Source organism: Paenibacillus chondroitinus NBRC 15376 (assembly GCF_004000765.1).
In the GTDB taxonomy this organism is placed as follows: Bacteria; Bacillota; Bacilli; order Paenibacillales; family NBRC-103111; genus Paenibacillus_E; species Paenibacillus_E chondroitinus.
The window spans coordinates 345,108-368,851 of record NZ_BILW01000003.1; the positions used below are offsets into that span (position 1 = coordinate 345,108).

24 protein-coding genes and 1 pseudogene are annotated in these 23,744 nt (G+C 44.1%); 1 reads left to right on the top strand and 24 read right to left on the bottom strand.

The annotated features are described in order from the left end of the window. Positions 1-51: 51 nt before the first annotated feature. From PCH02S_RS06165 to PCH02S_RS06265, 21 genes are all read right to left on the bottom strand, one after another. A complete protein-coding gene (locus tag PCH02S_RS06165) occupies positions 52-447 on the bottom strand; it encodes a TIGR02530 family flagellar biosynthesis protein (protein WP_127451072.1) in 396 nt (131 codons plus the stop codon). Beyond that, positions 444-887, bottom strand: coding sequence for a flagellar hook capping FlgD N-terminal domain-containing protein (locus PCH02S_RS06170; RefSeq protein WP_127451074.1), 444 nt, complete (start codon positions 885-887; stop codon positions 444-446). Before PCH02S_RS06170 ends, PCH02S_RS06165 begins: the two co-directional genes overlap by 4 nt. A 35-nt stretch (positions 888-922) precedes the next feature. Then, positions 923-2,368: a flagellar hook-length control protein FliK gene (locus PCH02S_RS06175; RefSeq protein ID WP_127451076.1), complete on the bottom strand. Its 1,446-nt coding sequence runs from the start codon at positions 2,366-2,368 to the stop codon at positions 923-925. Positions 2,369-2,404: 36 nt separating this feature from the next. Next, a complete protein-coding gene (locus PCH02S_RS06180; protein WP_127451078.1) occupies positions 2,405-3,319 on the bottom strand; it encodes a MotE family protein in 915 nt (304 codons plus the stop codon). A 24-nt stretch (positions 3,320-3,343) separates the two neighbouring features. Next, the gene (gene fliJ, locus PCH02S_RS06185; protein ID WP_127451080.1) at positions 3,344-3,787 is read right to left on the bottom strand and encodes a flagellar export protein FliJ; all 444 of its coding nucleotides are present in this window, start codon (positions 3,785-3,787) and stop codon (positions 3,344-3,346) included. 9 nt (positions 3,788-3,796) lie between these two features. Beyond that, entirely contained in the window at positions 3,797-5,122 is a 1,326-nt protein-coding gene (gene fliI / locus PCH02S_RS06190; protein WP_127451082.1) for a flagellar protein export ATPase FliI, read from the bottom strand. Further along, complete coding sequence (locus PCH02S_RS06195; RefSeq protein ID WP_127451084.1) at positions 5,119-5,943, bottom strand: FliH/SctL family protein; 825 nt, start codon at positions 5,941-5,943, stop codon at positions 5,119-5,121. The genes fliI and PCH02S_RS06195 overlap by 4 nt, the downstream gene beginning before the upstream one ends. Continuing rightward, entirely contained in the window at positions 5,936-6,952 is a 1,017-nt protein-coding gene (gene fliG / locus PCH02S_RS06200; protein ID WP_127451086.1) for a flagellar motor switch protein FliG, read from the bottom strand. Before fliG ends, PCH02S_RS06195 begins: the two co-directional genes overlap by 8 nt. 12 nt (positions 6,953-6,964) lie before the next feature. Continuing rightward, positions 6,965-8,548 (bottom strand): flagellar basal-body MS-ring/collar protein FliF, encoded by a 1,584-nt coding sequence (fliF, locus tag PCH02S_RS06205; RefSeq protein WP_127451088.1) that lies wholly within the window; start codon positions 8,546-8,548, stop codon positions 6,965-6,967. 43 nt (positions 8,549-8,591) lie between these two features. After that, positions 8,592-8,900, bottom strand: a complete 309-nt coding sequence (gene fliE / locus PCH02S_RS06210; RefSeq protein WP_127451090.1) for a flagellar hook-basal body complex protein FliE — start codon at positions 8,898-8,900, stop codon at positions 8,592-8,594. Between the two features lie 19 nt (positions 8,901-8,919). Continuing rightward, on the bottom strand, positions 8,920-9,369 hold the full coding sequence (gene flgC, locus PCH02S_RS06215; protein ID WP_127451092.1) for a flagellar basal body rod protein FlgC: 450 nt from the start codon (positions 9,367-9,369) through the stop codon (positions 8,920-8,922). A 6-nt stretch (positions 9,370-9,375) separates the two neighbouring features. Beyond that, complete coding sequence (flgB, locus tag PCH02S_RS06220) at positions 9,376-9,783, bottom strand: flagellar basal body rod protein FlgB (protein WP_127451094.1); 408 nt, start codon at positions 9,781-9,783, stop codon at positions 9,376-9,378. 226 nt (positions 9,784-10,009) lie between these two features. Then, positions 10,010-10,795, bottom strand: a complete 786-nt coding sequence (codY, locus tag PCH02S_RS06225) for a GTP-sensing pleiotropic transcriptional regulator CodY (RefSeq protein ID WP_127451096.1) — start codon at positions 10,793-10,795, stop codon at positions 10,010-10,012. Between the two features lie 38 nt (positions 10,796-10,833). Then, the gene (gene hslU, locus PCH02S_RS06230; protein WP_127451098.1) at positions 10,834-12,231 is read right to left on the bottom strand and encodes an ATP-dependent protease ATPase subunit HslU; all 1,398 of its coding nucleotides are present in this window, start codon (positions 12,229-12,231) and stop codon (positions 10,834-10,836) included. A gap of 39 nt (positions 12,232-12,270) precedes the next feature. Next, complete coding sequence (hslV, locus tag PCH02S_RS06235; RefSeq protein ID WP_127451100.1) at positions 12,271-12,825, bottom strand: ATP-dependent protease subunit HslV; 555 nt, start codon at positions 12,823-12,825, stop codon at positions 12,271-12,273. 197 nt (positions 12,826-13,022) lie between these two features. Further along, positions 13,023-14,339, bottom strand: a complete 1,317-nt coding sequence (gene trmFO / locus PCH02S_RS06240; RefSeq protein WP_127451102.1) for an FADH(2)-oxidizing methylenetetrahydrofolate--tRNA-(uracil(54)-C(5))-methyltransferase TrmFO — start codon at positions 14,337-14,339, stop codon at positions 13,023-13,025. 12 nt (positions 14,340-14,351) lie between these two features. Next, complete coding sequence (gene topA / locus PCH02S_RS06245) at positions 14,352-16,454, bottom strand: type I DNA topoisomerase (protein ID WP_127451104.1); 2,103 nt, start codon at positions 16,452-16,454, stop codon at positions 14,352-14,354. Positions 16,455-16,523: 69 nt separating this feature from the next. After that, the gene (dprA, locus tag PCH02S_RS06250; RefSeq protein WP_127451106.1) at positions 16,524-17,615 is read right to left on the bottom strand and encodes a DNA-processing protein DprA; all 1,092 of its coding nucleotides are present in this window, start codon (positions 17,613-17,615) and stop codon (positions 16,524-16,526) included. Between the two features lie 115 nt (positions 17,616-17,730). Beyond that, positions 17,731-18,663 carry a succinate--CoA ligase subunit alpha gene (gene sucD, locus PCH02S_RS06255; RefSeq protein WP_127451108.1) on the bottom strand — a complete coding sequence of 311 codons (933 nt, stop codon included), beginning with the start codon at positions 18,661-18,663 and terminating at the stop codon, positions 17,731-17,733. Positions 18,664-18,712: 49 nt separating this feature from the next. Beyond that, positions 18,713-19,873, bottom strand: coding sequence for an ADP-forming succinate--CoA ligase subunit beta (gene sucC, locus PCH02S_RS06260; RefSeq protein ID WP_127451110.1), 1,161 nt, complete (start codon positions 19,871-19,873; stop codon positions 18,713-18,715). Positions 19,874-20,195: 322 nt separating this feature from the next. After that, positions 20,196-20,453, bottom strand: coding sequence for a hypothetical protein (locus PCH02S_RS06265; RefSeq protein ID WP_127451112.1), 258 nt, complete (start codon positions 20,451-20,453; stop codon positions 20,196-20,198). A gap of 192 nt (positions 20,454-20,645) precedes the next feature. On the opposite strand from PCH02S_RS06265, the gene PCH02S_RS06270 reads away from it, so the two are divergent. Then, a complete protein-coding gene (locus PCH02S_RS06270; protein WP_127451114.1) occupies positions 20,646-22,217 on the top strand; it encodes a YifB family Mg chelatase-like AAA ATPase in 1,572 nt (523 codons plus the stop codon). A gap of 48 nt (positions 22,218-22,265) precedes the next feature. Here the strand turns inward: PCH02S_RS06270 and PCH02S_RS06275 are convergent, their stop codons facing one another. From PCH02S_RS06275 to PCH02S_RS35595, 3 genes and pseudogenes are all read right to left on the bottom strand, one after another. Further along, positions 22,266-22,643, bottom strand: a complete 378-nt coding sequence (locus tag PCH02S_RS06275) for a YraN family protein (RefSeq protein WP_127451116.1) — start codon at positions 22,641-22,643, stop codon at positions 22,266-22,268. Further along, positions 22,643-22,957 (bottom strand): EscU/YscU/HrcU family type III secretion system export apparatus switch protein, encoded by a 315-nt coding sequence (locus PCH02S_RS06280; protein ID WP_127451118.1) that lies wholly within the window; start codon positions 22,955-22,957, stop codon positions 22,643-22,645. Before PCH02S_RS06280 ends, PCH02S_RS06275 begins: the two co-directional genes overlap by 1 nt. Further along, positions 22,954-23,744, bottom strand: a pseudogene (locus tag PCH02S_RS35595) (hypothetical protein); the annotation flags it as partial. The pseudogene PCH02S_RS35595 and the gene PCH02S_RS06280, both read right to left, overlap by 4 nt.

Consider the following 23,744-nt stretch of genomic DNA (forward strand, 5'->3'; position numbering starts at 1 on the left):
AGCTGCTTCTTTCGCTCCACAGCTCCAGGCCTCCTACGCGGTCGAGCCCGTTTATGTAGATATAATGATTGCACTGTCTATCTGTGTGAAAACATGTTCATTCATTGCGTTCCCGTCAAGCGCCGTAACAACAGTTCGGTTAGGAACATTAACAATCAATGCATTTCCGCCTAAAACCATCAGTGCATCCTTAGCGCCTTTTGCTGCTACCTTATCGATCGCTTTGCTAAGACTATCCAGTTGCTCCGGCTTCAGTTGAATGCCTCGCTCTTTCAGCCTAACTTCTGCATGATGACTGAAACGAACAAATTGCTCCTGAAGAAGCTTTTGAAATGTAGGATTACCGGATGCAGATGTGGATACCGGTTGCTGTACAGGTGTTCGTCTCGTAGACGCAGGAGAAACCGCATTAGGATAAAGCTGCCCTATGGATATTCTCTCTGTCATTTGGTTTCTCCGGCATCCTCAATCTTCTTGAGTTTGTCCAGAGAAATTTCCACTCCCTTCACATTGGCAAATTGATTGCCGTCCTTGAACGTGATGGAGTCAACAACGCCCGACTTTTCGACAGAAGCTCCGGTGGAGTCTGTATCATCCCAAGTGATCGATTTACCAATCAAACCTGAAACAAATCCCAAAGATTGACGCATCAGTTTCATCTCACCGGCCATATTGGTCAATTGCTCTACAGAGGTGAACTGAGCCATCTGGGCAATGAACTCTTTATCTTGTAATGGCTGTGTTGGGTCTTGATTCTGAAGCTGGGTAATTAAGATTTTAAGAAAATCGTCTTTACCTAACGTGTTATTATCTTTGTCTTTCGTTTTGACATTTTTCCCAGCATTGATTAAATCTGTAACGTTACCTGTGATGGGGTTTGTATCCATACTTTCACCTCCAACTGCATCAAATGGACTCACATTTAGGCAGTTACGTCAAAGGAATTGCCATGCATGGCCGGTTTAACTTGTACGTTAGCATCAATTTCTTGCTCCAAATCAAGAGAATCAACCTCGAATCCGCCAGAATTGTTCTTATTTTGACGTTGAGGCTGAGCAAAAGCTTGCTGCTGACGATGTTCTTGGAACATACTGGATTGCATGTTTTGGCTTTGCGTGACTTCAAGCTTTTCAACTTGCAAACCTTGCGTTAGAAGAGCTTGTCTCAACTGAGGCAATTGGTTTTCCAACAGCTGTTTAGCTGCTGCTGATTCGGCTGCAAACTGTGCAATAAGCTGGCCATCATGCATCGATATTTTCACATCGATATGCCCTAGATTTTTTGGAAACAACGATAACTTAGCTTCAGAGAAGCCGTCTGCAAGTGTGATTTTCATGTTCTTAAGAACATGCTCCGTCATTTCATCAGCGAAATTAGCTGCATTCATCGTTGGAGCTACTGTTTTGGCAACTATGGCCTGTGTCTGCTGTGTTCTCTGCAAATCAGCGATCGTAACCACTGAGTTAGTAGCCGTTTCAGGTTCAGTTGGCAGATCTACAAGATTAGGCAGTGTATCTCCCGGTTTAGATGATGCATCCACCTGTGCGGTTAAGAAACCACTTTTCAAAGCAAGAAGCTCTAATTTTGACTTAGCAGGTTGTGCGATCGTCACTGTGTTCATCATATCAACGTTCTGATCTGATGTTTTCTTGCTGTTAAGCTTGTGATGAGCTGGCTTATCAGTAGATGTGACTTCCTTCTTACCTGTATTCATCAAACCTTCCATTGCTTCAACAGCGCTCTCCGTTGTAGCAGCATCCAAAGTTTGACCTTTCAAGTTCGTCATCAACTCCGGTAATAGTGGTTGGATGACGTTCTGTAGATCCTGATTCAGAAACTTCACAATTGGATTGTCAGGCTGCTGCTTTGACAGAGAAGCTAATGCTAGCAACGTATTTTGAGCTTGTAGGCTTGAAACTTCAGTTGTTTGAAGCTTAAGCGTACTTGGGAGAGTAGCCAATGGAGTTAATTGAGCTCCACTTAACGTTTGTAGAAGTTGTTCTGCTTCTTCAAACCATTGCTGAACCTTTGGATCCTGCAATAATTGCTGAGCAAGCGCTGGATTACTGTTCATAGCTTCCAAAACGACTTCAGAAAGCGGCTGATCTTCTGTCTTCACATCCTGCGCAGCAGTCCCTTTCAGAGGTGCTACCAAACTCTGAAGCATTTGCAACAGCATGTCCAGAGAAAGTGCTGGATCTGCAGGATTCGTCTCAGTCTTGGCCGTGCTATCTTGAGATAATTGACCATCCAATACTTGATTGAAACCATCCTTCGAAGTAGTACCGGCCGTTGCAGCCGCTCCTGCCTTATTCGTCGAAGTTGAAGCAGAGTTTGCAGTAGGTGTTGTCTGTATTTGTACATCCATTTTATTTGTTCACCTCCCTCCTAAGTTCAACGTCGGTTACTGAACAAGCTTAGCTGAAATTGCAGCAGCGATTTCCTTATTCGCATCGGACAAGGCTGACATGACTTTGGAACGGGAAGCATTATCCATGCCACTCAGAATGGCTAATACTTTGTCGGGATTTGATTTATTCATTTCGATTAGCACGTTTGAAGCACTTTTGGGAGTCATGTTAGCAAATGTCTGGCCTAAATCCGACTTGCTGACAGATGTCGTCGCTTTTGCAGTGCTTGCTCCATTCGTTGCTAATCTTTCTTGTAAAGCGGCAATCTCTTTATCTCTTACAGGTGTAACGTCTTTAAGCCCCATGGAAGCTTCTGCTGCTTTCGTTGCATCCATTTTCTCCAGGATCGCGCCGCGGTTGTCCGCTTTCATCATGGAGAAGATCAGCACCATTTCTTTCGGTGTAAGTGCTTCAATGATTGGAGCCGCCTTGCTCGGTGTCATTTTTGCATACATATTGGCAAGCTGAGTTATTTGATTCGTGTACTCTTCTTCTGTTTGCGTCTTGTCTTTCAGCTTTTCTTCAAGTTCCGTTATTTTTGCGGTTGCATCTTTGAGTGATTGATCCTTCATCTCCGTTGTTGATTCAGCTTTCTGCAAAGCGGACTGAAGTTCCGCCAATTTGGCATTCAACTTCGTAATCTCATCATCCTTGGTTTTGATACTTTGTTCAGGAGTCGTCTCTTTACCAGTTCCGCTTACAACACTTTTTTCTTTGGGCGCAGGAACAATTGCTCCAATCACCGGAGTGTTATGCAACGCTTTCTGAATACTGCTCTTGATATCATAATCAAAGATCGACAGTAACACGAAAAGCAACACAGCCGTAAACACAAAGGGGATGACAAACCATATCAGAAACCGCTCCAGCGCACTATAAGATGCACCTTCCATGCTTGTATCGGCCATCTCCTTGCTCCTCCTTTACCTTCCTCAATACGAGAGTCGTTTGAACCGGTTTGTTGCCATTTCATCCAAAGCATCCTGCTCTTTTTTGGCGACAAAGGATTGAAATTGGCCGAATGCCTTTTCCCTAGCTTTCGACCACACCTTCTCATCGATCATTCTTTCCGATAGATGTTCCTGCTTTTTGAGCACGACATGCTTCGCTTGCTGAACATCTTGATGTTTACGCGCAATTTGCTGATCGACATGGTTCATATAAGTTTGCAGCATGAGCATCTTCGAAATAGATACTGAATGGCTTGTAGCTGTCACCATTTCCTGATGCAAGCTCTCTTTTTGCTCAAATAAACCATGTAAATTCGTTTCTTCGTTCCGTAATTGGCCCATTGCCTCAGATAAAATCCATTCCGCCTGTGTTCGTTCATTGTTTTTCAAATCGACAATTTGCTGGAAAGAATAACGAAATTGCATTTAGGACCCTCATCCCTTATAAAATTCGTGAATCAATCGTTCTTGAGCTTCTTCATAGGTTAGCTTTTCACTCGTTTTTTGCTTGGTGAAGTCCCATATGGCTTCAATATGATCCATGGCAACATCAATATTTGGATTAGAACCTTTTTGGTACGCCCCGATATTGATAAGATCTTCCGAATCTTTATATATAGAGAGAAGTCGCTTTAAGTGATCAGCAGCTTCCATGTGTTCAGAAGGCACAATTTCTTTCATTACGCGGCTTACGCTGGACAAAACGTCTATGGCTGGATAATGGCCTTTATTGGCAATGCTGCGGTTTAGAACAATATGACCGTCGAGAATCCCTCGAACAGCATCAGCAATTGGCTCGTTCATATCATCACCGTCAACTAGCACCGTATAAAAAGCAGTAATGGATCCTTTCGGCCCGGTACCTGATCGCTCAAGCAGCCGTGGCAGCATAGCAAAGACCGAAGGCGTATAGCCTCGCGTCGCTGGAGGTTCCCCTACAGCAAGGCCAACTTCACGCTGTGCCATGGCAAACCGAGTGACGGAGTCCATCATCATCATCACATTTAGACCGCGATCACGAAAATACTCAGCGATGCTTGTAGCGATCATTGCTCCTTTGATACGGATAAGCGCAGGCTGATCAGATGTTGCAACGATAACGACTGATCTTGCTAGTCCTTCGGGACCTAGATCTCTTTCGATAAAATCCAAGACCTCTCTGCCCCGCTCACCGATAAGTGCAATAACGTTAACATCTGCAGATGTATTACGGGCGATCATTCCCATCAGCGTACTTTTACCAACACCAGAACCTGCAAAAATACCAACGCGCTGACCTTTGCCAATTGTCAATAATCCGTCAATGCATCGAACACCTACAGAGATTGGATTCAGCACTCTCGGTCGAGTTAGCGGATTGCCCGGCGCATTATTCGTAGAATATTGAGCCATTCTTGAAGGCAAGAACGAACCATCCAATGGCTGTCCCAATCCGTCCAGCACTTTACCAAGAAGTTCATGGCCTACTTGAACCGTAAGTGGTTTCCCTGTACCAACAACATCGCAACCAGGGCCAATAGAGTCCAAATCGCCTAATGGCATAAGCACGACTTTATTGCTGCGAAAACCTACGACTTCCGCTTTCAATGGCTTATTGGATTTATGCGGGTAAATATAGCAAAGGTCGCCAATGCTCACATCTGGCCCTTCCGACTCAACCGTCAACCCAATCACTTGTGTTACTTTTCCATTAACACGAATGGGGTCGATGGCATGCAAATGTTCTTTGTACTTATCTACTTTTGGTAATGCGCTGCTCATGATCCTGTACCCTCACTTTGAGTCGCCAACTGTTGCAGAGCTGATTTTATTTCTTTCAGCTGCGTATCGATGCGAGCATCAATACTTCCAAATGAAGAACGAATCACACATCCACGATCTTGCACCGTGGAATCAGGAATAATTTGCAATTCAGCCTGTGAATCAATAGAAGTTAACAGCTCTTCACGCGCATCTTGAATGTAAGCGAATTGTGAAGGAGATACGCATAAAGCAATGATCCCTTTTTCGCGTCTGCGCGACAGAACGGTTTGAATCAACTCAACAACCCATTCTGGATTTAAGGTTAACTGTTTGCCTATGATTTTCTCTGCTATGGATGTGCTTAGTTCGATTAAGAATGGCTCAGATTCCTGAATGATCTGCTGTTTAAGTTTGTAGGATTGCTCCAGAATACCTTGAGCTTCCGTTAGCATTTCACTGTATTCCTGTCTAAGCGCTTCTTCAGCTTGAGCAATTCCTTGTTGGTAGCCTTCTTCAAAACCAGCCTGCCTGGATTGAGCGACATGCGCTTCATCTTCTGAACGGCGTGTTTGCCACCAAGCATTAATTTCTTCCTGCGTTTGTTCGCGAAGAGTCGTACATTCCTGCATCGCTTGATGAATCTGCTCATTGGCAAAAGCTTCAGCATCTTGAAGAATTTGATCTTTCAAATTCGTCGCTTGCGCTATTTCCTGCTGTTGTTCGGGAGTTAGCTGATCACTCGCATCAAGATCTCCATTCAAGTGAAATGGTGAGATCGTTTCAACCAATTTCTTATCATCTACAGCATAATAAGCAAATGATTTAATGATATTAGACAATAATATCGTCTCCTCCACCACGTGCAATGATGATTTCTCCCGATTCCTCTAGGCGGCGGATTGTAGCAACAATTCTCGTTTGTGCTTCTTCAACGTCACGCAAACGAACAGGACCCATAAATTCCATTTCTTCCTTGAATGTCTCTGCCATCCGTTTGGACATGTTTTTGAATAGCACATCACGCACTTCTTCACTCGCAACTTTGAGCGCCAGTTGTAAATCAGCATTCTCAATATCACGAATAATTCGCTGTATAGAGCGATTATCAATATTAACGATATCTTCGAAGACAAACATCCGTTTCTTGATCTCTTCAGCCAATTCAGGATCTTGAATTTCCAGAGAATCAAGGATGGTACGCTCCGTCCCCCTGTCTACCCCATTCAAAATTTGAACGATAGACGCAATACCTCCAGCATTTGTGTAATCCTGTGTAACAGTTGACGAAAGTTTTTGTTCCAATACACGTTCTACCTGACTGATCACTTCTGGTGAAGTGCTGTCCATTAATGCAATACGTTTTGCAACATCCGCTTGTTTTTCTTGCGGCAACGAAGACAAAATGATAGACGCTTGATCCGCTTGCAAATAGGACAAAACTAGCGCAATGGTTTGCGAATTTTCATTTTGAATAAAGTTAAGAATTTGAGCAGGGTCCGCTTTTCTGGCAAAGTCAAAAGGTCTCACCTGCAATGTGGCCGTCAGACGGTTAATGATATCAAGTGCTTTCTGAGAACCAAGCGCTTTCTCCAAGATATCCTTAGCGTAAGCAATACCCCCTTGTGAAATGAATTCTTGTGCAAGACAGATCTGATGAAACTCAGAGAGAATCGCTTCTTTTTCGAAAGAATCTACTTTCCTTACATTTGCAATCTCCAGTGTTAACTGCTCAATCTCTTCTTCTCGTAAATGTTTAAATATTTGAGCAGACACCTCAGGGCCTAAACTGATCAAAAGAATGGCTGCCTTTTGTCGTCCGGTTAACCCGTTTACAGCAGCTTTGGCCATACAAGCGCACCTCTATTCGTCTACTAACCAAGTCCGAAGCAGATTGACAAAGTCTTCTGGTCGCTTTTTCGCAAGAGTTTCTAACTGCTTGCGCACTTGATTGTCATTAGTTACATTTTCAATATCAATCGTTGGAAGTTCCGCTTTATTCGCTGCAATGTTCAGATCTTGGTCCATTAATTGTTGAGCAGCTTTTCTGCGTTTTCTAATTGCAAAACCAGCAATCGCACCAATCGCAAGCGCCGCTAGAGCTAGTCCAGCATAAGTTAAGTACGTTGTAGTTTTCGAAGCAAATGTATCAGCTGGCCGTGCAAAAGTATGAGCAAGAACTGTAACTTTTTTCTGCAATTCATCGTCAGTATATGTAACCTTATTATCTGCCAGTGCGGTCCTCACAATATTTACCAAAGCGGTTTGCACAGCAGTTTTCGTCTCTGCAGTCAAAGAAGTCGGATCATCTTTAACCGGCGGTTCAATTCCGACGTTAATACTTAAATCTTTTACCACATACGGTGTTGCCACAATGTCATTCGTAATCCGATTCACTTCGTAGTTCACTGTCTTACTGTTTTTCTCGGTATTCGATTTACCGGAATTTGATGATCCTGGGTAACCAGGCACATCCGTTGTACCAGTACCAGGAACACCGCCTGTATCTGCACCGTTATTTTGATAAGACTCGGATGCTTCTTGCAGGGAAATTTCCAGTCCTTTTTGATCTACTTGATTTGGCGCGGAGACGAGCTGTTCTTTACTCTTCTTTTGATCAAAGTTCATGGTAGAGAAAACACTAACATTTACTTTGTCGCGACCAAACATCGTTCCCAGCATGTTCATAATATTTTTCTGCAAATCTTTTTGAAACTTATCGTTAATATCGGACTGGCTTGTCACCAAGCTCGAGGAGGACTGGCCACCTGATTTAGAAGAAACTAAGCTTTGCCCATACTGATCTGAAATCGTGATATTCTCAACAGGAAGATTTTTGATACTGTGTGAAACCAAGTTATAGATAGTATCGATTTTACCTTGATCCAATGTGTAACCTTGTTTCATTTGAAGAACAACGGATGCTGTTGCTTTTTCTTCCTGCTGTTGCAAGAAGGGACCATCCTCAGGAAGTGAAATAAGAACCTTCGAACCGGAAATCGCTTGATTCGAGTTAATAAGCTGCTGCAACTCGCCTTGAATCGCATTTAAGTATTTCACTTTAAACTCGTTATCTGTGATACCAAATGAACTACTGTTGCTAAAAGCACCGAATCCTAGAGAACCATTTTTGTTCAAACCTTGTGACTCTACACCGAGTTTCACATTCGCTACTTCATTAGTAGGCACTTCGATGCTTTTACCATCAGCACTAAGTTTGTATGGAATTTTAGCTGTATCCAGGTAACCTTTGATCGCAGCCGCGTCGCTTGGCTGAAGTTCGGTAAATGCTAAGGAATATTCCGTCTTAGATAAATTAACACTGATAATTGCAGCCGTAAGAATCAAAAGGGCAACCGTTGCGATAAATGTTATTTTTGTTGTTCTACTATATCGATTCCAATACTGTTTTACTTTTTCCCAGTACTGGAGGAGATTCTCGTTCACTCCGTCACCCCATCGAACCAAAATTTTAGCAGCATTTGGTTATTTACAGCTGCATTCTCATCATTTCTTGGTAAGCTTCAAGGACTTTATTTCTAACTTGCACCGTAAGTTCCAGACCTAATGATGCTTTTTCGGAAGCAATCGTGAGCTGATGAACGTCTGAAAGCTCTCCTTTAATGAAACTTTGATTCAACTGATCAACTTGTTGTTGTTGGGCATTTAAATTCGTCATCGCTTCATTCAAAAAGGATCCAAATTGTTTGCCAAGGTCAGCAGCGCCTTCACCGGAGTTGTCTTTGGGTTGAACCGAGCTCATAATATTTATTGGACTATAGCTGATTTTGTCAATCATGCTGCTACCTCCCTATTAATTATCTACCGATCTCCAATGCTTTTGTAATCATGGATTTACTCGCATTAAGCGCGGTAACGTTGGCTTCATAAGATCTTGTTGCCGAAATCATATCAACCATCTCTTTAAGCACATCAACATTGGGCATGTAAACAAATCCATTTGCATCTGCATCAGGATGTGTAGGGTTATATACTTGTTTGAGCGGCGACTGATCCTCGAAGATTTTGTTCACTCGCACTCCTTCGCCAGTCCCATCTGCCATAGCCGACTGCAAAGACTGTGCGAAACTCGGTTGTGATTTTGTTTCAAATGCAACTAACTTCCTCGTATAAGGTACCCATTTCCCGTCTACAAACTTGGCACGTGTTGTATCCGCATTAGCAATATTTGATGACACGACATCCATTCTTAAACGTTGCGCAGTCAGTGCTGACGAGCTGATGTCAAATCCGTTAGTAAGCCTCATTTGTTATTACTTCCCCCCTAATACTGTGCGCATTTTTTTGAATTCACTGTTCATTTGCTGAATCATTGTATTGTATTTCAGTTGGTTTTTAGCCATTAAAGACATTTCATAGTCCATATCAACATTGTTCATGTTGTTGTTAATCGCTGTCGATTCATCGGTTTTAATTTCTGAATTCGGTAAATTTGTCGATTTGCCTATAAAGAAATGCTTAGGGTTTGTCCGATAACCTTCTATAGAGGGCGTTGATGAATTCATTTCACCTTGCAATAACTCTTCAAACAATACGTCTGAACGCTTAAAGTAAGGTGTGTCCACATTGGCAACGTTGTTCGCTACCACTTTTTGTCTGAGAGTCGAAGCATCAAGCGAACGCTCCATCAAGTTCCAACTGGGTTTGTCCAACAAAGACATGCACGTTACCCCCTTTCAATAGAGTATTCGACACTATACTTCCACACAGAAAGTATGTATTCCTTCTTATTTCGACATTATTTTCGCAAAACAAATAGAAAAAGTTTCCTGTTGTAGAATTTTGTAAGTCCATTGCCTTCCTAATCATCTAAGATATTCGCTTAAGTTACAATAAGAAAAAAGCCCTATCTTTTTTTAGCAGACAGGGCTTTTCAATCGTGCCAAGCTATAGTTTCGTTTTTATCTGTTCGATGCTTTGTATTAATTGCTCATTTAAAATTCGGATATAAGTGCCCTTCATACCAAGCGAACGTGTCTCTATAACTCCGGCACTTTCCAGCTTACGAAGTGCATTCACGATTACAGAACGCGTAATTCCAACGCGATCAGCAATTTTACTCGCGACCAATAGCCCTTCTTTGCCATCCAATTCCTCGAAAATATGCTCTACAGCTTCCATTTCGCTAAAGGATAAAGAGCCTATTGCTACTTGAACGACAGCTTTACTTCTTGCTTCTTCTTCGATCTCTTCCGCTCTTTCTCTCAAGATCTCCATAGCGATTACTGTCGAACCATATTCAGCTAATATTAAGTCATCATCAATAAACAGACTTTCATTACGACTTAAGATTAATGTCCCTAACCGGTCGCCACCACCGATAATAGGAACTAGCGTCGTATGTGTGTAAGGGAACATGTCTTTCATTTGTTCTGTATAGTAATAATACGGGCTGCTTGGTTCCGACGTCGACGTCGTTTCCTCTATCTTCAATAGAAGATTGTTGGATTCAGATGGAAATCTGCGTTCAAGCAAAATCGCCTGATTCATTTCAGATGAAACAGGATCATTGGTCGTAGCATAGCCCAGAATCTTCCCTTTACGACTGACGACATAGATATTCGCAATAACAATATCACGAAGAACTTCAGCCATATCCATAAAGCTAACCGCATTCCCTGCTTCCTTCTGCAGCAATCGATTTAGCCTTCTTGTTTTGTTTAATAAACTCATGTAACTGCCTCCTACTTACGTAACCCTGCAATCGCTCATTATAAAATGTATTGACTCAAATCTCTATTCTGAACGATACCGCTCAGTTTTTCGCGCACATATTCCGGATTGATGATGAAAGATTCCAATGTAAGTTCAGGGGCTTCAAAGGAAAGATCCTCAAGCAATTTCTCCAGGATTGTATGCAAGCGACGCGCTCCGATATTTTCCGTGTTCTGATTGACCTCGACCGCAATTCGAGCAATTTCATGAATAGCTTCTTCAGCAAATTCAACGGTTATACCTTCTGTTTGCAACAACGCCGTGTACTGTTTCGTCAGCGCATTTTTGGGCTCCTGCAAAATAGAAACAAAATCTTCAAGCGTTAAATCACTCAGTTCTACCCGAATCGGAAAACGCCCTTGAAGCTCTGGAATTAAATCCGAAGGTTTTGCAATATGGAAAGCCCCAGCACCAATAAATAAAACATAATCGGTTTTCACAGGTCCATATTTGGTTACAACGGTAGAACCTTCTACGATCGGAAGGATGTCGCGCTGTACGCCTTCACGTGAAATATCCGGACCATTTCCGCCGCGGGAGCTGCTTGCTACTTTGTCGATTTCATCAATAAATATGATACCTGACTGCTCAGCGCGGTGAATGGACTCTTGAATAACATCGTCCATGTCAATCAATTTTTGAGCTTCCTCTTGGGTCAGAACTTTTCTTGCTTCTTTCACAGGAAGCTTGCGTTTCTTCATCTTTTTCGGCATCAGGCTGCCAAACATCTCCTGCATATTCATGCCGGCTTGCTCGTTTCCTTGCCCTGCTAACATATCCAGCATGGAAGGCGATGAATCTTCGACCTCAATCTCAACGATCTCGTTTTCTAATTTACCACTAGTCAATTGTTCGGCGATTTGGGCCCTTTTTGACGAAAGATTTGGATCCGGCGCACTCTCTTCCTGCTCGGGTTGATTTTGGCCCCCAAACAACATTTCAAACGGATTACGCTGCGATTTGGTGCGTGACGGACTAGGTGCCAATAAAGAAACAATTCGCTCATTCGCTAATTTCTCTGCGCGGTCTTTGACTGCTTCCATACGTTCGGATTTAACCATACGAATAGAAGTTTCAATTAAATCCCTTACCATCGATTCCACGTCTCGGCCAACGTAACCTACCTCTGTAAATTTGGTTGCCTCCACTTTAATAAAAGGGGCTCCAACCAATTTTGCCAGTCTGCGTGCAATCTCAGTTTTACCTACGCCTGTTGGTCCAATCATCAGAATGTTTTTGGGAACAATCTCATCCCGCATGGCTTCATCCACCAGATTTCTCCGATAACGATTTCGCAAAGCAATAGCAACCGATTTTTTTGCTTTCTTCTGACCTACAATGTATCGATCTAATTCCTGTACAATTTGTTTAGGTGTTAGGGAGCTGTTTGCCATTCGGGTACCCTCCTAAAAAAGTGCGTAATCAATTCTGATTTACTCGATTTCTTCGACAATAATATTATGATTCGTGAACACACAAATTTCAGCAGCGGTTGTAAGAGCAGCATGGGCAATCTCTTTGGCACTTAGCGATGGTGCATGACGATGTAACGCTCTACCTGCCGCCAATGCGAAACTGCCGCCAGAACCAATCGCCAGAATGCCATCATCCGGTTCAATAATCTCTCCATTGCCTGAGAGAAGCAATAAACCAGTAGCATCCATAACAATCATCATTGCTTCTAATCGACGTAATACGCGGTCTTGCCGCCAATCCTTCGTGAGTTCGACTGCAGCACGTTGTAAATTACCATGGTGTTCTTCGAGCTTGCCCTCAAACTTTTCAAAAAGGGTAATCGCATCAGCTACTGATCCTGCAAAACCTGCGATCACTTTCCCTCTATGTAAACGCCTCACCTTTTTGGCACTGCTCTTCATAATCATACTGTTGCCAAATGTAACCTGGCCATCTCCGGCAATTGCACCTTTACCTTGATGACGAATGGCAAAAATAGTTGTCGCATGGAATTGCGCCTGACTGGCATCCATCTCTTCTCACCCCTCCAATGGAATCATACACCGGAAAAACAAAATCTTGACTTGGTTTCGACCTAAAAAAAGAGATAAACCTCTAGCGAGGTCAATTTCACAATTAAGACCGCATCTAGAGGTAAATGTATGAGAAAACGAATGAATAATAATTCAAAACATAATTATAGTAACACAGTGAATAGTGTGATTACAACTTATTCAGTAATTGTTTTCGAAAAATTCTGAATACTCTCTATTGCGCGGTTAGCCAGCTTCTCGTATTTTTCTTTTTTGTTCCGAATCCGTTCCGGAAGTTGTGGAAGCAATCCGAAATTGGCATTCATCGGTTGGAAATGTTTAAAGTCAGCTGTCGTAATGTAATGAGCCATGCTGCCTAATGTTGTTTCCTCAGGAAGCACCAAACATGGTTGCCCTTTTGCCAATCGACCGGCATTAAGTCCAGCGATTAAACCGGATGCAGCAGATTCCACATAACCTTCAACACCTGTCATTTGTCCTGCAAAAAACAGATTCTCACGACGCTTGTATTGGTACGTCGGTTCAAGAAGCTTCGGCGAATTAATAAATGTGTTACGATGCATCACGCCATAACGGACGAATTCCGCTTCTTCCAAACCAGGAATCAAAGAGAGAACGCGTTTTTGCTCGCCCCATTTCAAATGGGTTTGGAAACCAACCAAGTTGTACAAGGTTCCCGCGGCGTTATCTTGGCGAAGCTGTACGACGGCGTGCGGCAGTTTTCCGGTATGTGGGTTAATCAATCCAACCGGCTTCATTGGCCCGAATAACACTGTCTGTTTACCACGCTTAGCCATGACCTCTAAAGGCATACATCCTTCAAAGTAGATCTCTTTTTCAAATTCCTTTAGCTCAGCTACCTCAGCCGTAATTAAGGCTTCATAGAAAACGTTAAATTCCTCTTCCGTCATCGGGCAATTGAGATAAGCAGCCTCACCTTTGTCGTAACGAGAAGCCAGGTAAACTTTATTCATATCAATGGAATCTTTCTCTACAATCGGTGCTGCCGCATCGTAGAAATATAAGTATTCCTCACCCATAAGCTCTTTCAGTTGGGCAGACAAATCAGGGGAAGTTAACGGACCCGAGGCTACCACAGTGATGCCATCCGGCAAAACCTGCACTTCCTCGTTGATCACTTCAATGAGCGGATGGTTCCGCAGCGTTTGGGTAACGGCTTGGGAGAACCCATCACGGTCAACGGCTAAGGCTCCACCTGCAGGTACGGCGTGCTGGTCAGCACAGGAGAGAATCAAAGAATCCATTCTTCTCATCTCTTCTTTCAGTACGCCAACTGCATTCGTCAAGCCATTGGATCTAAGGGAGTTGCTGCACACCAGTTCAGCGAATTGATCTGTAATGTGAGCTGGTGTTTTACGGACATTACGCATTTCGTATAAAGTAACAGGCACACCTTGACGTGCAATCTGCCAAGCTGCTTCACTGCCAGCGAGTCCTGCACCGATGACTGTTACTCTTGGGTATTCTGGCAAAATCGGACACCTCTAATCTTTCATATCTTCGTTCTGATCTTCGTTTACTTCTTCTTTATGGTCGCAATTCGTACATTGAATGCTGAGGCCGTTCTTACTTCTTTTCTCGATCATCATCGAGCTGCAAACCGGACAAGGCTTGTTAACCGGCTTATCCCATGAGACAAAATCACAAGTTGGATATTGATCACAGCCGTAGAACACTCTGCCCTTCTTACTTCTGCGTTCTACAATCTTGCCTGCATGACAGCTTGGGCATGTGACACCGATATCTTTGATGATCGGCTTCGTATTCCGGCATTCCGGGAAGCCGGAACATGCCAGGAATTTGCCGAAGCGTCCCATTTTATAAACAAGGTGTCTGCCGCATTTCTCGCAGATTTCATCAGATACTTCATCCTGAATCTCTATTTCCTTCATTTCTTCTTCGGCAAATTCAAGCCGTTTCTCAAAGGACGTATAGAAAGTATCCAGGACTCTTACCCAATCCTCTTTGCCTTCTTCTACAAAATCAAGTTCCTCTTCCATATGGGCTGTGAACTCAATATCGAGAATTTCAGGGAAGAACTCTTGCATCAATTGAATAACAAGCTCGCCTAACTCGGTTGGAACGAATTTTTTCTCTTCGATCGCAACGTAACCGCGCTTCTGAATCGTCTCCAGCGTCGGTGCATACGTACTTGGTCGGCCGATGCCCATTTCCTCGAGAGCTCTCACTAAACGGGCTTCCGTATACCGTGGAGGCGGTTGAGTAAAGTGTTGTTTGGGGTCTATGCTTTGTTTCTCCAAAACATCGCCTTTCGATAATGGCGGAAGCAATTTGTCCTCTTCCGTCGTTCCATCATCATTGCTTTCAACATAAACTTTCATAAAGCCCGCAAACTTCATTTTGGAGCCATTCGCCCGGAATACCGTGTCACCTGCAGTCAAATCGATCGTCATCGTATCCAAGATGGCGGATGCCATTTGACTGGCAACAAAACGATCCCATACGAGTTTGTAAAGCCGATATTGGTCTCTGCTGAGGAATTCTTTCAATTGTTCGGGTTCGCGAAGCACGGAGGTAGGCCTAATTCCTTCATGCGCGTCTTGTGCATTTGCATTCTTTTTCGTGTACACACGAGGTGTTTCCGGATAAAATGCCGCACCATATTTCGTTATAATAAACTCTCTGGCTTCTTCTTGGGCGACAGGTGAAATCCGTGTAGAATCCGTACGCATGTACGTGATTAAACCAACCGTACCTTCTTTTCCCAAGTCTATTCCTTCATATAACTGCTGCGCCACAGACATCGTCTTGGACGCCCGGAAGTTCAATTTGCGTGCCGCTTCTTGCTGCATGGAGCTCGTAATGAAAGGTGGAGACGGGTTACGCCCGCGTTCTTTCTCTTTCACTTCTTTCACGGTAAACTTCCCGTTGCCCATTGCGGCTAAAACTTCGTTAACATCCTCTTGCGAATGCAGTTCCTTTTTCTCGCCGTTCATGCTGTGGTACTTTGCTTCGAATCCCGCTTTTCCCGCATCCAACAGCGCTGTAATGGACCAGTACTCTTCAGGCTCAAAAGCTTTGATCTCATTCTCGCGATCTTGAATCAGTTTAACCGCGACGGACTGCACACGGCCTGCCGATAAACCTTTCTTCACCTTTTTCCAAAGTAAAGGGCTTATTTTATAACCTACAAGTCGATCCAATATCCGTCTAGCCTGTTGAGCATTAACAAGATCCTGATTGATGCGGCGAGGTGTTTTGAATGCGTCCTTCACAGCATCCTTCGTAATCTCATTAAATACAACACGGCATAGCTCATCTGAACCAACATCCAAATAATGCGCTAAATGCCAGGCAATCGCTTCACCCTCACGATCCGGGTCAGCCGCCAGATATATTTTTTTCACTTTTTTACTAGCATCTTTTAATTCTTTTAATATAGAACCTTTACCACGGATAGTTATGTATTTAGGCTCAAAGTTACGATCTACTTCTACGCCAATTTGGCTTTTCGGAAGGTCGCGAATATGACCCATCGAGGCTTTTACGATAAATTTGCTGCCTAAATACTTGCCGATGGTTTTGGCTTTAGCTGGTGACTCAACAATGACTAATGAATCTGCCATGATCGTCCTTCCTCCCCTCTTAATTTCAAGGTTAAGTCTATTGGCGAGAAGAAAAACTTCTTGAATAGCCTATGCTTGGATGTAGGTAGAACCTGGAAGCTGTTTAATCGCCTTTTTCAATAGTAAAGATAACAGAACTGCATGCAAATGTCCAAACGTAAATTGTCCGTCCTCCATGAGGGCATCAATTGAAATGGGTTCATTCGACAACTTACGGAATATTTCGCCTTCCTCTTCCGAAAGCAAAAATAATGTCAACGGCTTATTTAGAGCACGTTTTTCTTCTGAACTTATCATATAGTTGTAGTCGTCTACAATCTCTTCCACACGTGTAACTAATTTCGCTCCATCCTTTAAAAGCCTATGAACGCCGCTGCTTACACGCGAGTGAATGGGTCCTGGAATCGCGAACACATCCCGTGACTCATCGAGAGCAAACTCTACCGTTATCAGCGATCCGCTGTCCTCAGCTGCCTCAACGACCGTAATGCCTAATGACAATCCCGCAATAATGCGGTTCCGCTGCGGAAACATACCAGGCTTCATCCCTGTTCCAATCGGGTATTCAGAAATAATAACTCCTTCTTGCTCAATATTTCGAAATAATAAAGCATTCTCACGCGGATAAATCTGATTGATAGCGCAACCAAGAACAGCTACCGTCTTTGACTTTCCTTGTAAGGCGCCGATATGAGCTTTGCTGTCAATTCCTCTTGCAAGCCCGCTCACAATACCAAATCCAGCACGTGAAAGCGCTGCTGCCCATTCCTCTGCAATCTTTTTCCCATAAGGCGTTGGCGTACGGGTTCCAACCATTCCCAGGAGTCGTCCATTCAGTATGGCTGATTTGCCTTTCACATATAAAACCCAAGGGGGCTGCGCAATTTCTTTCAATATCTGAGGGTACTCCTCATCCAAAATCGTTAGGATTTGAATGGATTGCTTCATATATAATTGAAGTCTTTCCTCAATGAAGGCATGAGTAAATCGGGAGGAAATTCGCTCAGCTACGGAAGCACGAATACCTTGAGCCGAGATTTCCGCTGCGGAGAGCTCAAATAAAACTTGCAGGTCTGGAAACCGGTTCACGAGCTGAAGCATGGTTTTCCAGCCGACCCCTTCAAGTTCATGAAGGCCAAATAAAATGATTCGATTATCCATTAGTATATACACTCCTTACTCGAATGACAAATCTTTGCAAAGCTAGAAAAACAAAAAACCTTCCAAATCCCTGTTTCAGGGAGTTGGAAGGTTGCTTACCTTCAAAAAGGCGAGACTATTTTTTTGTGATAACTTTGTCAAGCATACCTTTTTCTTCAAGTACGCTAACAAGCGTTGAACCCATTTCAGATGGCGTAGCCGCTACGCGGATTCCGCATCTTTCCATCGTTGCAACTTTCTCAGCTGCCGTACCTTTACCACCGGAAATAATCGCACCGGCATGGCCCATACGTTTTCCTGGAGGCGCCGTTTTACCGCCGATGAAACCAACTACCGGTTTCGTCATGTTGGCAGCAACCCACTCAGCCGCTTCTTCTTCTGCTGTTCCACCGATCTCACCGATCATAATGACAGCATAAGTGTCCGGATCTTCATTGAAACGTTTGAGGATATCGATAAACTCGGAACCTTTAACAGGGTCTCCACCGATACCAACAGCGGAGGATTGTCCAATACCGCGAGTTGTCAATTGGTGAACCGCTTCGTAAGTTAGTGTTCCGGAACGGGAAACAACACCTACGTGACCTGGTGTATGGATGTAACCTGGCATAATACCGATTTTGCACTCGCCTGGCGTGATAACGCCTGGGCAGTTTGGTCCGATTAGAACGGTTCTCTTGCCTTCCATGTAACGTTTCACGTTAACCATGTCAAGTACAGGAATACCTTCTGTGATACAGATAACGAGATCAAGATCAGCGTCAACCGCTTCAATAATGGACTCTGCTGCAAAAGCAGGTGGTACATAAATAACGGATGCTGTTGCACCAGTTGCATTTTTAGCTTCGATAACTGTGTTAAAAACCGGAAGTTGAACAAGCTCACCGTTTTCCAGTGTGATGTCTACTTTTGTTCCGCCTTTACCTGGGGTTACGCCACCAACCATTTGTGTGCCGTATTCAAGACCGCCTTTGGTATGAAACAAACCCGTAGCGCCGGTAATCCCTTGAGTAATGACTTTTGTATGTTTATTGACCAAAATACTCATGATCTTTTGTTCACATCCCCTATATTATTTAAAACCGCACGGGTTTAATTTATTTCACAAGTGCAACGATTTTCTGAGCGCCGTCTGCCATGGAGTCAGCAGCAACAATGTTCAAGCCGGATTCGTTAAGAATCTTTTTACCAAGTTCCACGTTTGTTCCTTCAAGACGAACGACAAGCGGACGGGATAGACCAAGTTCTCTAGCCGCAGCAACAACGCCGTCAGCAATTACGTCACAACGCATGATTCCGCCGAAGATGTTAACGAAAATGCCTTTAACTTGCTCATCGGACAAAATGATTTTGAATGCTTCTGTAACTTTCTCTTTCGTAGCACCGCCCCCTACGTCAAGGAAGTTAGCAGGGTCTCCGCCGTAGTGCTTGATGATGTCCATAGTAGCCATCGCAAGTCCTGCACCGTTAACCATACAACCGATATTACCGTCAAGAGCAATGTAGCTCAGATCATATTTGGAAGCTTGGATTTCTTTCGCATCTTCTTCTTCAAGGTCGCGAAGTTCAACGATATCTTTGTGACGGAAAAGAGCGTTGGAATCAAAGTTCAATTTAGCGTCAAGAGCCATAACGTCGCCGGAACCTGTAACAACCAATGGGTTGATTTCAGCGATGGAGCAGTCTTTTTCTACGAACGCTTTGTAAAGCGCAAGCATGAATTTAACCGCTTTGTTAACAAGCTCGTTAGGAATGTTGATCGAGTATGCAAGTCTACGAGCTTGGAAAGCTTGAAGACCGATCGCAGGATCTACAACTTCTTTGAAAATTTTCTCAGGAGAATGCTCAGCAACCTCCTCAATTTCCGTACCGCCTTCTTCAGAAGCCATCAGAACGACGCTACCAGTAGCACGGTCAACAACAACACCAACATAATATTCTTTTTTAATGTCACAGCCTTCTTCGATCAAAAGGCGTTTAACTTCTTTACCTTCAGGACCTGTTTGGTGAGTGACAAGCACTTTGCCAAGAATTTCGCTAGCATATGTACGAACTTCGTCGAGGTTTTTAGCTACCTTAACGCCGCCTGCTTTACCGCGACCTCCGGCATGAATTTGCGCCTTAACTACGACGACGGATGTTCCGAGTTCTTTTGCAGCTGCAACAGCTTCATCTACGGTGAAAGCAACTTTCCCGTTAGGAACGCTGACTCCGTACTGTCTCAGGACTTCTTTGCCTTGGTACTCATGGATATTCATTTCCTAAAATCCTCCTATCAGTATGGACTTTCTATACGTGCTATACAGGGGAAAAAGTGTAATTTCCTATGTGTGTTGTGCACGAAATAAATCTTGCTGCCGGAATTAGTATCACACTTCTTCACAAGCCCTAACCATTGTATCACTAATTTTCGACAGTTTCCTTATTTTTTTCGTTAATCCATTCAAATTTTCCTTTCACGCTGAAAAACTTTAGCTATCACTTACAACCATCAAACGCCCACATCTGTGTTTAAATGTCAAAAATGTTCATAAAAAAGACGTATTTTTCACTTGAAAAATACGTCTACCTCTTTATTTGTCAATAATGCGGCGTTGTCGGAGTATTCATTCGCGGTTCGCGCTCCGCTTGTTTGATAAATCTCATCTCATTTCCAGTAAAGCTGCAAACTAGACATTGAATCATCGGTTCTTCCTCAGGAATCGCATCAGGGTCATTGAATTCCGTTATATTGCCGGATAGTGCATCTTTCAGAAACGGCTGCGCATAGCTGGTAATTACACTGAATTTAATACGATTAGAACGGCAGTTTGGACAAAAATACGGCTTCTCCTGCATATCATCACCTCATCTTCCAGTATGTGCATATAGACTTTATTTAAAACGTAAAAAAACCATTTATGGATTGCGTAAATTTCCCATTTTCTATACAATAGAGGAAATAAAACGGATCAATAAGGAAGCACCTTTTATCCTCACGAACAGTAGCTTAACCTGCTGCTCTACTAAGGAGAGGAAGGTGTTTATTGTATGTATGGCAAAGTCTGGAGCGCTTGTTTGCAAGGAATTGAAGGAAAAACAATCGAAGTAGAGGTTGATATCTCCAGCGGTTTACCTCAAATGAACTTGGTGGGACTTCCGGATTCCGCCATCCGTGAATCTGTGGAGAGAGTTCGTACGTCTATCAAAAATTGCGGATACACGTTTCCGATGGATCGAATCACAGTGAATCTAGCACCAGCAGACTTGCGCAAAGAGGGATCCTCTTTCGATTTGGCGATTGCGGTTGCTATTTTACTAACAACAGGTCAGGTTAGCAGTGAATTTTTACACAAGACCTTATTTTTGGGCGAATTAGCATTGGACGGATCCCTCCGGCCTGTTCCCGGGGTGTTATCCATGACGCATGCAGCAAAAAAGTTAGGCATCAACCGAGTTTGTGTCCCTCTCTCCAATGCCTCTGAAGCTGCACTAATTGACGGCATGGAAGTTTGCGGGATAACCAATCTCTCTGATTTTAGGAATTGGAATCGGCCATCTCATCACGAGTATCTATTTAGTAGTAATTCAAGCAGTCAGAATGGATTTTCGACAATTTCCTCAATAACTCAACAGGATATCGAAGATTATGCCGATGTCAACGGGCAGCACCAAGTCAAACGAGCGATGATGATAGCTGCTGCAGGCATGCATAATATCCTATTAATCGGCCCTCCCGGGACCGGAAAAACCATGTTGGTCAAGCGCATGCCTTCCATTTTACCCCCCATGTCGGATCACGAAGCACTGGAAGTCACCAAAATCTACAGCGCCTCAGGCAAGCTCATAGATCGATCTTCGCTAATGCGCACCCGCTCATTTCGAGCTCCGCACCACACCATATCGGCTGCAGGGCTGGTTGGAGGTGGAACGATACCGAAACCAGGCGAAGTCAGTTTAGCTCACCGTGGGATCCTGTTTCTGGACGAGCTGCCAGAGTTTACGCGAAATGCACTTGAAGTTCTTAGACAGCCGCTTGAGGAGCGCTCTGTTACAATAGCTAGAGCACGCGCCGTATATACATTTCCTTCGCAGTTTATTTTAGCTGCTGCCATGAATCCTTGCCCTTGCGGTTATTACGGAGCAGAAAATGAAGCAAATGCCTGTATTTGCTCGCACGCAAAAATCGTTCAGTACCGTTCCAAAATATCCGGGCCTCTCCTTGATCGCATCGATCTCCATGTGGAAGTGCCTAAACAGAGTTATGCACAGCTAAAGGAGCACACAATCAATCATCCTTTATCATCCACGGAAATGTTGGAGAAAGTTTTAATTGCCCATCAGCGACAGCAAAAGCGCTATGCAGGCACCGGCATTCAGCATAATAATGAATTAAGTGGTATTCGAATGAGACAAATTTGCCAACTGACGTCAGAGGGAGAGCAGCTGCTAAGCGCATCCTTTGAGGCTCTTGGACTAAGCGCTAGAGCCCATGACCGCATTCTGCGATTAGCTTTAACGATTGCAGACTTAGAGGAAAGCGATCGTATTCTGTCTCATCACTTGGCTGAGGCCATTCAATACCGAAATCTCGATAAGCAGCAAAAAGAGCAAGAAGGATGATACAGATAAGAGCCTTTTGAGCCCGTTCGTTTTCTCTACGAATCAGGCTCAAAAGGCTCCTTGAATATGTTCAATTTGAGTCGTTGCTCCATCCAAGGATATTTCGACGGCAATGACATCAAAGCGAACGGAGTTGTCATATTTTTGAAAACGATGCAAGTAAAATTGCGCCGTTTCTTTCACTTTCATTTGCTTACGGACATCAACGGATTCTTTGGCGGTTCCAAAGCGGCCAGTAGAACGTCTTGTTCTGACCTCAATAAATACGAGCGTACCTGCTTGCTCAGCAACGATATCCAGTTCTCCCGTACGACAGCGCCAGTTCCGCTCCAAGATCCGATAATCCTTGCCGATCAAAAATGCCTCCGCCGCATCTTCGCCAAGCTTGCCAAGCTGCTTCCTGTTATCTTTCCCTGGTTCTATCATTATCTGTCCCTCTGGGTTCGCATCCGGTTATCCGATCGATAGATAAAGCTTAACACTTCAGCCACCAACTGATAGAGCTCAGGTGGAATTTCCTGATCCAGGTCCAGCTTGGACAATACTTCGACTAAGGAAGAATCTTCTTGAACAGGAATCCCGTTATCCTTGGCTTTTTGTAAAATCGCTTCAGCCACATGGCCTTTACCTTTGGCAATCAGGGTTGGAGCCTTCTGCGCTTCAGGGGAGTAGCGAAGCGCTACGGCCTTCTTAATCGGCGTAGGTTCAGGTGTTCCCGCTGGATTCTTTGGCTTGGTCATGCCCGAAAATCTACCCCCTTATACGTTTTCGGGAGGTAGAGCGAGCGAAGATCTGCCCGACCATCTGTAACACCCTTCACTTTTCCCTCATCCTCGTTGCTTACAGGCTGTGGATAGGGTGAACATTTCAAAGAAATAAACTGGTACCCCGCTTTGTTCATCGCTGATGTTATTTCTTCCTTGGACTCCTCCATCATAGGAGCTAAGGCCGGATGATCATTATGAATCGTCAATGAGACGATCTTATTAACAACATGTACGTCCACTAACGTATTCCCCATGACTTTCATTTGCAGATCGAACAACAAGCGACAGTTGCTTGCGTCTACTTCACCGCGTTTCCCTTTGTGGGATTGAATATGAACGGCTGCGGACTGCTGGCCTGTCCCATCCATAAAAGGAATAAACAAGGTCATATGGGCAAACATGGCGGTTTTGTCACCAGTCAACATCAGCTGTTGACCCGTGATTTGCCCGATCGCTTGCTGCGCTGCCTCTCTCAGCGGCGCCGGCGTATCACTGGAAGCCGTGAGCTGCAAGAGCAAGCTCTTCAGTGTCTCAGCAGCTGCAGGCTTGGCCGTATCGTCCTGCTGAGAAGCCATGGCGATCAGGTTCGGCAGCTGATCGTCCTTAAGGAGCCGGCCGCGCTGCATGGCCTCTCCGCGCTCATCCAGCTTCGCTGCGAGATGAGCCTCATGCTCCACGCCGACGGCTTTGAGCATCCTGCTGATCCAGTTAGGCTCTGGATCAGCCTCGGGCTCCTGAGGCGCACTGCTGCGCGCCTCGG